This is a genomic window from Clostridium sp. CTA-1, assembly GCF_054768215.1.
The window spans coordinates 1-15019 of sequence record NZ_BAAAAP010000040.1; the positions used below are offsets into that span (position 1 = coordinate 1).

Sequence of the window (15019 nt, forward strand, 5' to 3'; positions counted from 1 at the left end):
GAACAACAGACGTTACAGGATCAATCAACTTACCAGAAGGAGTAGAAATGGTAATGCCTGGAGACCATATAGATATGGCAGTAGAATTAATTACACCAGTAGCAATGCACGAAAACTTAAGATTCGCTATCAGAGAAGGTGGAAGAACGGTAGGTTCAGGAGTTGTTACAACAATATCTGAATAATTTGAAATTATAGGGACTGGGTTTCTAGACCTAGTCCTTTTAAGAGTTATGAATATGTAAAAATATGGTGTATGCTCCATAGTATAAAATATTAAATTCGTTGACATATACCGTTAGTTATGATAAAGTGAGTAAGTGATGCAAAAAATAAAAAGAAGTAGAACCTACACATATAGGTTATGTACTAGGAGGTGTAGATCATGAGAGTAAAAGTAACACTAGCTTGTACAGAGTGCAAACAAAGAAATTATAATACAATGAAAAACAAGAAAAATGATCCAGATAGATTAGAAATGAACAAATACTGCCCACATTGCCATAAACATACAGCTCATAAGGAAACAAAATAATCTGTTTCGGATTTGATGTCCTTTATAATTTTTTAAGGATGTGAGTGAGATGGCCACAAGTAAAACTACAAATAATATCGCGTCAGCTAAGAAAAAAGGTTTGTCAGGTTTTTTTAAGGATTTAAAGTTTGAATTTAAAAGAATAACATGGGCTCCTAAAAAAGATGTAAAAAAAGCTACCGAAACTGTATTGGTGTTTTGCTTTGTTTATATGATTATTGTTGGAGTATTCGATTATGGATTCAACAACCTATTCAAGCTAATATTTAAGCTGTAGAAGTGAATAAAAGGAGGGAAATAGGGATATCCTAATCCCTGAAATTATGTCAGAAGAAAAAGCGAAATGGTATGTGGTTCATACATATTCAGGATATGAAAATAAAGTTAAAGTTAATCTTCAGAAAACTGTAGATAACAGAGATTTGCATCATTGGATTCTTGATATACAAGTTCCTATGGAAGAACAGGTTGAAGTTAAAGATGGTAAAAAGAAGATAACATTAAAGAAAACTTTTCCAGGGTATGTATTAGTTAAAATGTTAATGACAGATGATTCATGGTACATAGTTAGAAATACTAGAGGGGTAACAGGATTTGTAGGTCCAGGATCTAAACCAGTGCCTCTTACAGAAGAAGAAGTATTGTCTATGGGAATAAAAGAAAAACAACCAGAGGTAGATGTTGAGGTTGGAGAAAATGTTAAGGTAGTATCAGGACCTTTAGAAGGATTCCCAGCGACTATACAGGAAATCAATGTAGAAAAAGGCAAAATAAAAGCTTTAGTTAATATGTTTGGCAGGGAAACCCCTGTTGAACTTGATTTTAATCAGATAGAAAAACTTGATTAGCTATTAAGACAATTGTTTTAATTAGTGGGAGGATTTTAATCCGTATAACCACATATAGGAGGTGTAAAATATGGCTAAAAAAGTAGTAGGAATGATAAAACTTCAACTTCCAGCAGGAAAGGCAAGTCCAGCACCACCAGTAGGTCCAGCTTTAGGACAACACGGTGTTAACATTATGGGATTCTGTAAAGAATTTAATGCTAAAACTGCTAACCAAGCAGGATTAATAATTCCTGTAGTTATTACTGTATATCAGGACAGATCTTTTAGTTTTATACTAAAGACTCCACCAGCAGCTGTATTATTAAAGAAAGCAGCTGGAATAGACAGTGGATCTGGTGTTCCTAATAAAACTAAAGTAGCTAAGGTTACAAAAGACCAAGTTAGGGAAATAGCAGAAACAAAAATGCCTGATTTAAATGCAGGATCTATAGAAACAGCTATGAGTATGATAGCTGGAACAGCTAGAAGCATGGGCATAACTGTAGAAGAATAATAACTACTAAAATAGTGGGAGGTATATACCGTTAATACCACAAAGGAGGAATTAGAATGGGAAAAAAATACACTGAAAGTGTAAAATTAGTTGATAAAAACACATTATATACAGTTCAAGAAGCGATAGAGCTTGTTACAAAAACATCAAAAGCTAAATTTGATGAAACTGTAGAATTAGCTGTTAGACTTGGAGTAGATCCAAGACATGCAGACCAACAAGTTAGAGGAGCTGTTGTACTTCCTCATGGAACTGGTAAGAAAGTTAGAGTTTTAGTTTTTGCTAAAGGTGATAAAGTTAATGAAGCACAAGAAGCAGGAGCTGACTTTGTTGGAGCAGAAGAATTAGTAGAAAAAATACAAAAAGAAAACTGGTTTGATTTTGACGTAGTTGTTGCTACACCAGATATGATGGGAGTAGTAGGAAGATTAGGAAGAGTATTAGGACCTAAAGGCTTAATGCCAAATCCAAAATCAGGTACAGTAACATTTGATGTTGCTAAAGCTATAGCAGATATCAAAGCAGGTAAAGTTGAATATAGAGTAGATAAAACTGCTATAATTCACGTTCCAATAGGAAAATCTTCTTTTGGAGAAGGAAAATTATCAGATAACTTCCATGTATTAATGGAAGCTGTTGTAAAGGCTAAGCCAGCAGCAGCAAAAGGACAATATATAAAATCAGTTGCTATATCAAGTACTATGGGACCAGGAATAAAAATTAACCCAGGTAAAGTATTAGAATAATATTGACAAAACAATGGTTTGTTGATATACTGATTGAAGTTGTAAAAATGAAATATATCTCCGTAGACAGTGGGTGTTTTACATAATTAGTGAAAGCTAAACCTACCTAGGAGTCCGATATAAAGTATATTGGGTCTCTCTGTCTTACGGAGAGACCTTTATTATTATAAATCACGGTAAACTGTGAGGAGGTGGACACACAGTGGGAAAGAATAGACAAATAAAAGAAGCTAAAGTTAAAGAAATACAAGAGAAAATGGAGAAAGCTCAAGCTATAGTATTTGTTAAATATCAAGGTTTAACTGTTGAAGAAGATACTATGTTAAGAAAAGAGTTAAGAGAAGCAGGTGTTGAATATAAAGTTTATAAAAATACTTTATCAACTATAGCTGCTAAAAATTTAGGCTACGGAAGTTGCGTAGATTTATTAGAAGGACCTGTTTCAGTAGCTTTTGGCTATGATGATGTAACAGCTCCAGCTAGAGTTCTTAATGATTTCGCTAAGAAAAATAAGAACCTAGAATTAAAAGGTGGAATAATAGATGGAGAATTATATGATGTAGATAAAATTAAAAAAATCGCATCAATACCATCAAAAGATATTCTTATCGCAAAACTACTTGGAAGTTTCAAAGCTCCAGTATCAAACTTTGCATATTTAATTAATGCTATTAAAGATAAGAAAGAATCAGAAGAAGCTTAAAATAAACTAAAAGAAAATTAGAAAGAAATTTTGGAGGTGCCTAAATAATGAAAAAAGAAGAAATCATTCAAGCTATAAAAGAAATGACTGTTTTAGAATTAAACGAATTAGTAGAAGCATGTGAAGAAGAATTTGGAGTAAGCGCAGCTGCACCAGTAGCTGTAGCAGGAGCAGGAGCTGCTGCAGGAGCAGGAGCTGCTGAAGAAAAAACTGAATTTGACGTAGTATTAGCTGAGGCGGGTTCAGAAAAAATCAAAGTTATCAAAGCTGTAAGAGAAGTAACAGGCTTAGGATTAAAAGAAGCTAAAGCTTTAGTTGATGGAGCTCCTAAAACATTAAAAGAAGCTACATCTAAAGAAGATGGAGAAGCTATAAAAGCTAAGTTAGAAGAAGTTGGAGCAAAAGTAGAATTAAAATAGTTTTACTCTACATAGAGGGGTACTAAAGTAAGTACCCCTTTTTTAGTATACTTATAAGTATTGACAAAGCTTAAGCAATATGATAATATAATGAATTGCATTGATTATGTATAAATACAAACAAATATGAATGAATTGTATTAATTGTATTTATATGGTTATACTAATTTGATAATAATGTGTGAAATCCAAAAACACAATATTAAATTAAATTTTAAAAGGGTGTTTTTGGTTATTTTAGTTTATACAAGGGGTGAAATTATATGGTACATCCTGTCCAAGTTGGCAAAAGGACTCGTATGAGCTTTTCTAGGCTTAAAGAGGTTGGGCAAATGCCAAATCTTATAGAAGTTCAGTTAGACTCATATGATTGGTTTTTAAAAGAAGGGTTACAAGAAGTTTTTGACGATATTAACCCGATTCAAGATTATACAGGTAATCTAAATTTAGAATTTGTAGGCTACAAACTAGATTTAGATAGTATTAAATACTCTGTTGAAGAGTGCAAAGAAAGAGATTCTACTTATGCAGCGCCATTAAAAGTAAAAGTTAGACTTCTAAATAAGGAAACTGGTGAAATAAAAGAACAAGAAGTTTTTATGGGAGATTTCCCTTTAATGACAGAACAAGGAACTTTTATAATAAACGGTGCAGAAAGAGTTATAGTAAGCCAATTAGTTAGATCACCAGGTGTTTATTATGACATGACTGTAGATAAAACAGGAAGTAAATTATTCTCAGCTACAGTTATACCTAACAGAGGTGCATGGCTAGAATATGAAACAGATTCAAATAACATAATATATGTAAGAATTGACAAAACACGAAAATTACCAATTACTATATTAGCAAGAGCATTGGGTTATGGAACAGATGCTGAAATAATAGAATTTTTCGGAGAAGATGAAAGATTAAAAGCCACAATAGAAAAAGATAATACAAAGACTAGAGAAGAAGCTTTACTTGAAATATATAAAAGATTAAGACCAGGTGAACCACCTACTGTGGATAGTGCAGAATCTTTAATTGAATCTTTATTCTTCGATGCTAAAAGATATGATTTATCAAGAGTTGGAAGATATAAATTTAATAAGAAATTAGCAATCCATCTAAGAATAACAAATCAAATTGCAGATCAAGATATAGTTAATCCACAAACAGGAGAAATCTTAGTACAAAAAGGTGAAAAAATAGATAAAGATAAGGCTATTGAAATACAGAACTGTGGTATTAACGAAGTATATATAAAAATAGATGATAAGTCATTTAAAGTAATTGGCAATCACTTTGTAGACATACATAGTTTGGTTTCATTTGATATAAGTGATTTAAATATTAAAGAATATGTATTCTATCCTGTTTTAAAAGAAATACTAGATAATTATGCTGATGAAGAAAGTATAAAAGAAGAAATAAGAAAGAATATATATAGATTAATTCCTAAACATATTATAAGAGAAGATATATATGCTACCATAAATTATGAATTAGGATTAAGTTATGATATTGGTTATAAAGACGATATAGATCATTTAGGAAATAGAAGATTAAGATCAGTAGGAGAATTATTACAAAATCAATTTAGAATTGGTTTATCTAGAATGGAAAGAGTTGTTAAAGAAAGAATGACAATTCAAGATCAAGAAGTAATAACTCCTCAAGCTCTAATAAATATTAGACCTGTAGCAGCGTCCATTAAAGAATTTTTTGGTAGTTCACAATTATCACAATTTATGGATCAAACAAACCCTCTATCAGAATTAACACATAAAAGAAGGTTATCAGCTTTAGGACCAGGAGGACTTTCAAGAGAAAGGGCCGGTTTTGAAGTAAGAGACGTTCACCATTCACATTATGGAAGAATGTGTCCTATAGAAACTCCAGAAGGACCAAACATAGGGCTTATAAATTCTTTAGCTACTTTTGCTAAGGTTAATGAATATGGATTTATAGAAACACCATATAGAAGAATAGATCCTAAAAATAAAAGGGCTACAAATGACATAGTATATATGACAGCAGATGAAGAAGATTTATATGTAATAGCTAGATCAGATGAGCCAATTGATGAAAAGGGATATTTTTTAGATGATAAAGTTACAGTTAGAGCTAAAGAAGAAGTTTTAGTTGTTCCAGTTAGCGAAGTTGAGTATATGGATATATCACCAAGACAATTGGTTTCTGTTGCAACTGCAATGATACCATTCCTTGAAAATGATGATGCCAGCCGTGCACTTATGGGATCAAACATGCAACGTCAAGCAGTACCACTATTAAAGCCACAGGCTCCAATAGTTGGAACAGGTATAGAATATAAAGCTGCAACGGATTCAGGGGTTCTTCCAAAGGCTAAAAATGCAGGGACAGTAGTATATGTTTCAGCAGATGAAATAAGAGTAAGAAGAGATAGCGATGGAGGAATAGATAAATATAAATTATTAAAATTCAAAAGATCTAACCAAGGAACATGCATAAATCAAAGACCGATTGTTTCTAAAGGTGAAGTAGTAGCTAAGGAAACTCTATTAGCAGATGGACCTTCTACAGATCTTGGAGAAATAGCCCTTGGTAAAAATATTCTTATGGGCTTTATAACATGGGAAGGATACAATTACGAAGATGCCATGTTAATTTCAGAGCAATTAGTAAAAGAAGATGTGTTTACATCTATACACATAGAAGAATATGAAGCAGAAGCTAGGGATACAAAACTAGGACCAGAAGAGATAACAAGAGATATACCTAATGTAGGAGAAGAAGCGCTTAAAGATATAGATGAAAGAGGCATCATTAGAATTGGTGCTGAAGTTAGATCTGGAGATATATTAGTAGGTAAAGTTACTCCAAAGGGAGAAACTGAACTAACAGCTGAAGAAAGATTACTTCGTGCTATATTTGGAGAAAAAGCAAGAGAAGTTAGAGATACATCACTTAGAGTTCCACATGGAGAAGCAGGAATTATAGTTGATGTTAAAATATTTACAAGAGAAAATGGTGATGAATTACCACCAGGAGTTAATAAATTAGTTAGATGCTATATAGCTCAAAAGAGAAAAATATCTGTGGGAGATAAGATGGCAGGAAGACATGGTAATAAAGGGGTTATCTCTAGAGTTTTACCAGAAGAAGATATGCCATTCTTACCAGATGGAAGACCACTTCAAATATGCTTAAATCCTTTAGGGGTACCATCACGTATGAATATAGGTCAGGTATTAGAAGTACATTTAGGGTTAGCTGCTAGTAAACTAGGCTGGCATATAGCTACACCGGTTTTCGACGGGGCAATAGAATCTGATATAGTAGATTGTTTAAGAAAAGCTGGTTATTCTGAGGATGGAAAAACTGTTTTGTATGATGGAAGAACAGGAGAACCATTTGATAATAGAGTAACAGTAGGATATATGTATATTTTAAAACTAGCTCATTTAGTTGATGATAAAATACATGCTAGATCTACAGGCCCATACTCACTAGTAACTCAACAACCTCTTGGAGGTAAAGCTCAGTTTGGAGGACAAAGATTTGGTGAGATGGAAGTTTGGGCTTTAGAAGCTTATGGAGCGGCCCATACCCTTCAAGAAATATTAACAGTTAAATCAGATGATGTAGTTGGAAGAGTTAAGACTTATGAAGCTATAGTAAAGGGAGAAAATATTCCAGAACCTGGAGTTCCTGAATCTTTCAAAGTTTTAATAAAAGAATTACAAGCATTATGTTTAGATGTTAAGGTATTGAATGATGATAATCAGGAAATAAAATTAAAGGAATCTGTGGATGAAGATGCAGACGAATTAGAAGTAAATATAGAAGGTACAGAAAATCAACCAGAAGAGAAAGAAGAAAAAGAAGAAGAAAAAGGAAAAGAAGATAGTGATGAATATGATGACTTAAGAGAAGAGGACGTAGAACCAGATTTAGAAGAGTTATCATTAGATGACTTAGATTTAGATGATTTTGGTGATGAACATTAATTTGAAGGGAGGATATACCCTTGTTTGAGTTAAATAATTTTGATGCTTTACAAATAGGTTTAGCTTCACCAGAAAAGATAAGAGAGTGGTCAAGAGGTGAAGTTAAAAAGCCAGAGACTATAAATTATAGAACACTAAAACCAGAAAGAGATGGTTTGTTCTGTGAAAGAATTTTTGGTCCTATGAAGGATTGGGAATGCCATTGTGGTAAATACAAAAGGATAAGATATAAGGGCATAGTTTGTGATAGATGCGGAGTAGAGGTTACTAAGGCCAAAGTAAGACGTGAGAGAATGGGGCATATAGAACTTGCTGCCCCTGTATCTCATATATGGTATTTCAAAGGGATTCCATCAAGAATGGGATTAATATTAGATATGTCTCCAAGAGCTTTAGAAAAAGTTTTATACTTTGCTTCGTATGTAGTATTAGATCCAAAAGAAACACCTCTTTTAAAGAAACAATTATTAAATGAAAAAGAGTATAGGGAATCTATAGACAAATATGGAGATGACAGCTTTGTCGCAGCAATGGGTGCAGAAGCTGTAAAGACTCTTTTAGACGAAATAGATTTAGAACAATCATCTATTGAACTTAAAGAAGAGTTAAAAACAAGTACAGGACAAAAGAAAATAAGAATAATAAGAAGGTTAGAGGTAGTAGAATCCTTTAGAAAATCAGGAAATAGACCTGATTGGATGGTTATAGATGTTATACCAGTAATTCCACCTGATTTAAGACCAATGGTTCAATTAGATGGAGGAAGATTCGCTACATCTGATTTAAATGATTTGTATAGAAGAGTTATAAATAGAAATAACAGATTAAAAAAATTGTTAGACTTAGGAGCTCCAGACATAATTGTAAGAAATGAAAAAAGAATGCTTCAAGAAGCAGTGGATGCTCTAATAGATAATGGTAGAAGAGGGAGACCAGTAACAGGACCAGGAAATAGACCTCTTAAATCATTATCAGATATGTTAAAGGGTAAACAAGGTAGATTTAGACAAAACTTACTAGGAAAGCGTGTTGACTATTCAGGCCGTTCAGTTATAGTTGTAGGACCAGAATTGAAAATGTACCAATGTGGTTTACCAAAAGAAATGGCTCTTGAATTATTTAAACCATTTGTTATGAAAAAACTTGTTCAAAATGGGTTAGCACATAACATAAAAAGCGCTAAGAGAATGGTAGAAAGAGTTCAACCTCAAGTTTGGGATGTATTAGAAGAAGTTATTTCTGATCATCCAGTATTATTAAACCGTGCCCCTACTCTTCACAGATTAGGAATTCAAGCTTTTCAACCTGTATTAGTAGAAGGAAGAGCAATTAAACTTCATCCACTTGTATGTACAGCTTATAATGCAGACTTCGATGGAGACCAAATGGCTGTTCACGTACCTTTATCAGTTGAAGCTCAAGCAGAGGCAAGATTCCTAATGCTAGCAGCACATAATATATTAAAACCATCTGATGGTAAACCAGTGTCTGTACCTACACAAGATATGGTTTTAGGTTCTTATTACTTAACAATGGATAAAGATGGAGTAAAAGGTGAAGGAAAAGTATTTTCTTGTCCAGAAGAAGTACTTATGGCATATCAATGCAAAGCGGTTGATATACATGCTAAAATAAAAGTAAGATTAAAGAAAGTTATAGACGGAGAAACTATTGAAGGAATAATAGAAACAACGCCAGGAAAAATTATATTTAATGAATCTATACCACAGGATTTAGGATATATTGATAGAACAATACCTGAAAACAAATTAAAATTAGAAGTAGATTTTCTTGTATCTAAAAAGACATTAGGTGGGATAATTACCAAATGTTATATGAAACATGGTGCAACAAAAACTTCTATAATGTTAGATAAAATTAAAGCAAAAGGATATCATTATTCTACTATAGGAGCTATTACTATTTCTACTTCAGATATGGTAGTGCCAGAGTCTAAGAGAGAACTACTTGAAAATACAGAAAAACAAGTAGAAAAAATACAAAAAATGTATCGTAGAGGGTTTATATCTGAAGAAGAAAGATATGAAAAAGTTATTGACCTTTGGACTAAAACAACAGAGGATGTAGCTAATGCTCTTATGGAAAGTTTGGATAGTTTTAATCCTATATATATGATGGCTGATTCAGGAGCCAGAGGTTCTAAAAGTCAGATAAAGCAATTAGCAGGTATGAGAGGGCTTATGGCTAATCCATCAGGTAAAATTCTAGAGTTACCAATCAAAGCTTCTTTTAGGGAAGGTCTAGATGTGTTAGAGTATTTTATATCAACGCACGGTGCTAGAAAAGGTAACGCAGATACAGCTTTAAAAACAGCTGACTCAGGATATTTAACTAGAAGACTTGTTGACGTTTCACAGGATGTTATAGTAAGGCAAGAAGATTGTGGAACAGAAGAAGGATATGAAGTATCTGAAATAAAAGAAGGAAATGAAGTAATAGAGCCTTTAGTTGAAAGATTATCAGGCAGATATCCTTCAGAAGATATTATTCATCCTACAACAGGAGAAGTAATAGTAAAAAGAAACACATATATGAATGAAGATATAGCTAAGAAGGTATCAGATGCAGGAATTAAAAAAGTTAAAATAAGATCTGTATTTACTTGTAAATCAAAACATGGTGTTTGTGCTAGATGTTATGGTATGAATATGGGTACTTCACAAAAAATTCATATAGGTGAAGCAGTTGGTATTGTTGCTGCTCAAAGTATAGGAGAACCGGGAACCCAGCTTACAATGAGAACATTCCATACAGGTGGTGTTGCTGGAGCTGATATAACTCAAGGTCTTCCAAGGGTTGAAGAGCTTTTTGAAGCTAGAAAGCCTAAAGGATTGGCTATTGTAAGTGAAGTATCAGGAACAGTAAAAATGGAAGAAACTAAGAAAAAAAGAACAATAATAGTTGTAACTGATGACGGTGAAGAAGTTTCCTATGATATTCCATTTGGTTCTAGAATAAAAGTTAAAAATGGAGATATTATATCAGCAGGAGATGAAATAACAGAAGGTTCAATAAATCCACATGATATTTTAAGAATAAAAGGTGTTGACGGAGTTAAAAATTATCTTTTATCAGAAGTTCAAAAAGTTTATAGACTACAAGGTGTTGATATAAACGATAAACATCTTGAAGTAGTTATAAGACAAATGACAAGAAAAATAAAAATTGAAGATTCAGGAGATACTGAATTATTACCTGGAACAATGATAGATGTTTTTGATTTTGAAGAAGCCAATAGAGAAATATTAGAAAAAGGTGGAGAACCAGCAGTGGGTAGAATAGCTTTATTAGGAATAACAAAAGCTGCACTAGCTACAGATTCATTCCTTTCGGCTGCATCATTCCAAGAAACTACAAGAGTTCTTACAGATGCTGCTATCAAAGGAAAAATTGATCCATTGTTAGGCCTAAAAGAAAATGTAATTATTGGTAAATTGATACCTGCAGGTACAGGTATGACAAGGTATAGATCTATTCAAATAAATACTGATGATGAAAATATTGAAGAAGATTCCATGGATTCAATAGAAGTATAGTATATATAAATTTATTGACATTGTACTTTCAAAATGATAAAATACACCTGTTATATGTTTTAATATAGGAAGCAAAGTTAATACTTTGTTTCCTTATTAATGGAATTTAGGGAGGAAGTCAACGATGATTGACAGACTTAAAGGCAATAAAGTTGTAGGGGTTAAACAAACAGTTAAGGCTTTGAAAAACAATACTGTTAAAGCTTTGTATGTATCTAAGGATGCGGATGAAAGTTTAATAAAACCACTTATAGAATTAGCTGAAGAGAATTCCATAGATATAATAAAGGTTGATACAATGAAAGAATTGGGACGACTTTGTGGTATTGATGTAAGTGCTGCCACAGCGGCGTTACTGAAATAAACATTAGCTAATAAGTAGCCAATTTGGCATATTTATAGAATAATTTATTTATCTAATTATGAAGGAGGTGCACGTATGCCAACAATTAGCCAATTAGTAAGAAAAGGCAGAAAGACAATAGCATCAGCATCAGACTCACCAGCATTAAAAGAATGCCCACAAAAAAGAGGAGTTTGTACAGTAGTAAAAACAACAACTCCTAAAAAACCTAACTCAGCCTTAAGAAAAGTTGCTAGGATTAGACTTACAAATGGATATGAAGTTACAGCTTACATACCAGGAGTAGGCCACAACTTACAAGAGCACAGTGTTGTTCTTATAAGAGGTGGAAGAGTTAAGGACTTACCAGGTGTAAGATACCATATCGTAAGAGGGGCATTAGATGCAGCTGGAGTAGCTAACAGAATGCAATCCAGATCAAAATATGGTGCTAAAAAACCAAAGCAAAAATAGTACGCAGTATTTGATGTAATTTTTTAGAATGATAGTGCTATGTCTTCGGCGTTTATATAGATATATAGTTTATATTAATTTGCAGAAGTTCAGAGCGCTTTACGGCTAGGTTATGTCGAGTACCTATGAACTTAAACTTAATGTTAAGGAGGGAAGAAAAGTGCCAAGAAAAGGACATATAGCAAAGAGAGATGTATTACCAGATCCATTATATAACAGTAAGGTTGTTACAAAATTAATAAACAGCATAATGTTAGATGGTAAAAGAGGAGTAGCACAAAAAATATGCTACGATGCTTTTGAAATAATAGCAGAAAAATCAGGTAAGGATGCAATGGAAGTTTTTGAAACTGCCATGAACAACATAATGCCTTTACTTGAAGTAAAAGCAAGAAGAATAGGTGGAGCTACATATCAAGTTCCAATCGAAGTTAGACCAGAAAGAAGACAGACTTTAGGAATTAGATGGATGCTAATTGCCGCTAGAAAAAGAGGCGAAAGAAGCATGAGAGAAAGGCTAGCAGGAGAATTGTTAGACGCATCTAATAATACTGGAGCAGCTGTTAAGAAAAGAGAAGACACACACAAAATGGCAGAAGCAAACAAAGCTTTCGCACATTACAGATACTAATACAAAACTGTTTTGGCTGTGCCAAAACAGTTTTGTCAAATTTGAATTTCGAAACGATGGGAGGAAAAGCAATTGGCGAACAAAGAATATCCATTGGCAAAATTTCGTAATATCGGAATTATGGCCCATATAGATGCAGGAAAAACTACAGCAACAGAACGTATATTATTCTATACAGGAAAAACTCATAAAATAGGTGAAACTCATGAGGGTGCAGCTACAATGGACTGGATGGAACAAGAACAAGAAAGAGGTATAACAATTACATCTGCAGCAACAACTTGTTTTTGGAAAGACCATCAAGTAAATATAATAGATACACCAGGACACGTAGATTTTACAGTTGAAGTTGAAAGATCTTTAAGAGTATTAGACGGTGCAGTAACAATATTAGATGCTAAAAGTGGTGTTGAACCACAAACAGAAACAGTGTGGAGACAGGCGGATAACTATAAAGTACCAAGAATGGTATTTATAAATAAAATGGATAAATTAGGGGCAGACTTCTTAATGTCTGTAGGAACGCTAAGAGAAAGATTACATGCAAATGCAGTGCCACTTCAATTACCAATAGGTGCAGAAGATTCATTTTCTGGAATTATAGATCTTGTAAAAAATGATGCTATTATTTACAAAGACGATTTAGGAACTGTAATGGATGAAACAGAAATTCCAGAAGATATGAAAGAAATGGCTGAAGAATACAGAACAATGTTATTAGAGGCTGTTGCAGAAGTAGATGAAGACATAATGATGAAATACTTAGAAGGTGAAGAGATTTCTGTAGAAGAAATAAAAGTAGCTTTAAGAAAAGGTGTTTTAGCAAACAAAATAGTACCAGTTCTTTGTGGATCAGCTTATAAAAATAAAGGTGTTCAATTATTATTAGATGCTATAATTGAATTCATGCCTTCACCATTAGATATAGAAGACGTTAAAGGAACAGAACCTACAACAGGTGAAGAAATGACAAGACCAGCAGATGCAAAAGCTCCACTAGCAGCATTAGCATTTAAAATAGCCACAGATCCATTCATTGGTAAGTTAGCATTTACTAGAATTTACTCTGGTACAATGAAGAGTGGTACATATGTATTTAACTCTAACAAGGGTAAGAGAGAAAGAATAGGAAGATTAGTAAAAATGCATGCTAATCACAGAGAAGACGTTGAAGAATTAAAGGCTGGAGAATTAGGAGCTATAGTTGGTCTTAAAGATACAACTACAGGAGATACACTTTGTGATGATGCAAACCCAATTATACTTGAAAATATGGAATTCCCAGAACCAGTTATAGATGTATCAATAGAACCAAAAACAAAAGCTGGTCAAGAAAAGATGGGAATAGCTTTAGCAAAACTTGCAGAAGAAGATCCAACATTTAGAACATATACAAACCAAGAAACAGGTCAAACAATTATAGCTGGTATGGGAGAACTTCACCTTGAAATAATTGTTGATAGACTTATAAGGGAATTTAAAGTTGAATGTAATGTAGGTCAACCACAAGTTGCTTATAAAGAAACTATCAAAAAGCATGTTAAAGCTGAAGGTAAGTTTATAAGACAATCAGGTGGACGTGGACAATACGGACATTGTTGGATTGAAATGATGCCAACTGAAGGAGAATATGAATTCCAAAATGCTGTTGTTGGTGGATCAATACCAAAAGAATACATTCCAGCAATTGACAATGGTATTCAAGAAGCTTCACAAAGCGGTATAATTGCAGGATATCCTGTTATTAACTTTAAAGTTAAATTATTTGATGGATCATACCATGATGTTGACTCATCAGAAATGGCCTTCAAAATTGCAGGTTCTATGGCATTTAAGAATGCTATGTCAAAAGCAGACGCTGTATTATTAGAACCTTCAATGAAAGTTGAAGTAGTTGTACCAGAAGAATATATGGGTGATGTAATAGGTGACATCAACTCAAGAAGAGGTAGAATAGAAGGAATGACTCCAAGAGCAGGTGCAGAAGTAATAAGAGCCTTCGTACCACTTTCAGAAATGTTTGGATATGCTACTACATTAAGATCTAAGACTCAAGGTAGAGGAAATTATGTAATGCAATTTGATCATTATGAAGAAGTTCCAAAGAGCATTCAAGATAAAGTAATTGGAGAAAGAAAATAATATAATAAATATATAAACACAAAAAAGGAGGAAATAAAAATGGCAAAAGCAAAATTTGAAAGAAGCAAGCCTCATGTAAACATAGGAACAATAGGTCACGTAGACCACGGTAAGACAACATTAACAGCAGCTATTACAACAGTATTAGCAC

The 15019-nt window shown here is 33.2% G+C and carries 15 protein-coding genes and 1 other annotated feature; all 15 genes read left to right on the top strand.

What is annotated here, in order from left to right:
- A partial coding sequence (locus ACYUEW_RS18490) for an EF-Tu C-terminal domain-related protein (protein WP_460276200.1) occupies positions 1–185 on the top strand: 185 nt, incomplete at its 5' end.
- 200 nt (positions 186–385) lie between these two features.
- Positions 386–535: a 50S ribosomal protein L33 gene (gene rpmG / locus ACYUEW_RS18495; RefSeq protein WP_003482903.1), complete on the top strand. Its 150-nt coding sequence runs from the start codon at positions 386–388 to the stop codon at positions 533–535.
- A gap of 49 nt (positions 536–584) precedes the next feature.
- Entirely contained in the window at positions 585–812 is a 228-nt protein-coding gene (secE, locus tag ACYUEW_RS18500; RefSeq protein WP_003482905.1) for a preprotein translocase subunit SecE, read from the top strand.
- A gap of 46 nt (positions 813–858) precedes the next feature.
- Complete coding sequence (gene nusG, locus ACYUEW_RS18505; RefSeq protein WP_003482907.1) at positions 859–1383, top strand: transcription termination/antitermination protein NusG; 525 nt, start codon at positions 859–861, stop codon at positions 1381–1383.
- A gap of 70 nt (positions 1384–1453) precedes the next feature.
- The gene (rplK, locus tag ACYUEW_RS18510; RefSeq protein ID WP_003482908.1) at positions 1454–1879 is read left to right on the top strand and encodes a 50S ribosomal protein L11; all 426 of its coding nucleotides are present in this window, start codon (positions 1454–1456) and stop codon (positions 1877–1879) included.
- A 56-nt stretch (positions 1880–1935) separates the two neighbouring features.
- Positions 1936–2625: a 50S ribosomal protein L1 gene (gene rplA / locus ACYUEW_RS18515; protein ID WP_003482909.1), complete on the top strand. Its 690-nt coding sequence runs from the start codon at positions 1936–1938 to the stop codon at positions 2623–2625.
- 42 nt (positions 2626–2667) lie between these two features.
- Positions 2668–2797: a sequence feature (ribosomal protein L10 leader region), on the top strand.
- A gap of 30 nt (positions 2798–2827) precedes the next feature.
- The gene (gene rplJ, locus ACYUEW_RS18520) at positions 2828–3328 is read left to right on the top strand and encodes a 50S ribosomal protein L10 (RefSeq protein ID WP_003482912.1); all 501 of its coding nucleotides are present in this window, start codon (positions 2828–2830) and stop codon (positions 3326–3328) included.
- A 47-nt stretch (positions 3329–3375) separates the two neighbouring features.
- The gene (gene rplL, locus ACYUEW_RS18525) at positions 3376–3747 is read left to right on the top strand and encodes a 50S ribosomal protein L7/L12 (protein WP_003482913.1); all 372 of its coding nucleotides are present in this window, start codon (positions 3376–3378) and stop codon (positions 3745–3747) included.
- 263 nt (positions 3748–4010) lie between these two features.
- Positions 4011–7721, top strand: a complete 3711-nt coding sequence (gene rpoB / locus ACYUEW_RS18530) for a DNA-directed RNA polymerase subunit beta (RefSeq protein WP_003482915.1) — start codon at positions 4011–4013, stop codon at positions 7719–7721.
- Between the two features lie 20 nt (positions 7722–7741).
- Positions 7742–11278, top strand: coding sequence for a DNA-directed RNA polymerase subunit beta' (gene rpoC / locus ACYUEW_RS18535; RefSeq protein WP_003482916.1), 3537 nt, complete (start codon positions 7742–7744; stop codon positions 11276–11278).
- Positions 11279–11402: 124 nt separating this feature from the next.
- On the top strand, positions 11403–11642 hold the full coding sequence (locus tag ACYUEW_RS18540) for a ribosomal L7Ae/L30e/S12e/Gadd45 family protein (RefSeq protein WP_003402985.1): 240 nt from the start codon (positions 11403–11405) through the stop codon (positions 11640–11642).
- Positions 11643–11717: 75 nt separating this feature from the next.
- A complete protein-coding gene (rpsL, locus tag ACYUEW_RS18545) occupies positions 11718–12095 on the top strand; it encodes a 30S ribosomal protein S12 (protein WP_003357676.1) in 378 nt (125 codons plus the stop codon).
- A 160-nt stretch (positions 12096–12255) separates the two neighbouring features.
- Positions 12256–12726: a 30S ribosomal protein S7 gene (rpsG, locus tag ACYUEW_RS18550; protein WP_003357613.1), complete on the top strand. Its 471-nt coding sequence runs from the start codon at positions 12256–12258 to the stop codon at positions 12724–12726.
- A 72-nt stretch (positions 12727–12798) separates the two neighbouring features.
- Positions 12799–14868: an elongation factor G gene (gene fusA, locus ACYUEW_RS18555; RefSeq protein ID WP_072585910.1), complete on the top strand. Its 2070-nt coding sequence runs from the start codon at positions 12799–12801 to the stop codon at positions 14866–14868.
- Between the two features lie 39 nt (positions 14869–14907).
- Positions 14908–15019 (top strand): GTP-binding protein (locus tag ACYUEW_RS18560; RefSeq protein ID WP_163195617.1); only part of this gene is annotated, 112 nt, incomplete at its 3' end.

Coding starts and splice junctions, on each gene's coding strand:
- rplA (WP_003482909.1), top strand. CDS start 1,936: ATGGGAAAAAAATACACTGAAAGTGTAAAATTAGTTGATAAAAACACA.
- nusG (WP_003482907.1), top strand. CDS start 859: ATGTCAGAAGAAAAAGCGAAATGGTATGTGGTTCATACATATTCAGGA.
- rpoB (WP_003482915.1), top strand. CDS start 4,011: ATGGTACATCCTGTCCAAGTTGGCAAAAGGACTCGTATGAGCTTTTCT.
- rpmG (WP_003482903.1), top strand. CDS start 386: ATGAGAGTAAAAGTAACACTAGCTTGTACAGAGTGCAAACAAAGAAAT.
- rplK (WP_003482908.1), top strand. CDS start 1,454: ATGGCTAAAAAAGTAGTAGGAATGATAAAACTTCAACTTCCAGCAGGA.
- ACYUEW_RS18540 (WP_003402985.1), top strand. CDS start 11,403: ATGATTGACAGACTTAAAGGCAATAAAGTTGTAGGGGTTAAACAAACA.
- secE (WP_003482905.1), top strand. CDS start 585: ATGGCCACAAGTAAAACTACAAATAATATCGCGTCAGCTAAGAAAAAA.
- rpsL (WP_003357676.1), top strand. CDS start 11,718: ATGCCAACAATTAGCCAATTAGTAAGAAAAGGCAGAAAGACAATAGCA.
- rplL (WP_003482913.1), top strand. CDS start 3,376: ATGAAAAAAGAAGAAATCATTCAAGCTATAAAAGAAATGACTGTTTTA.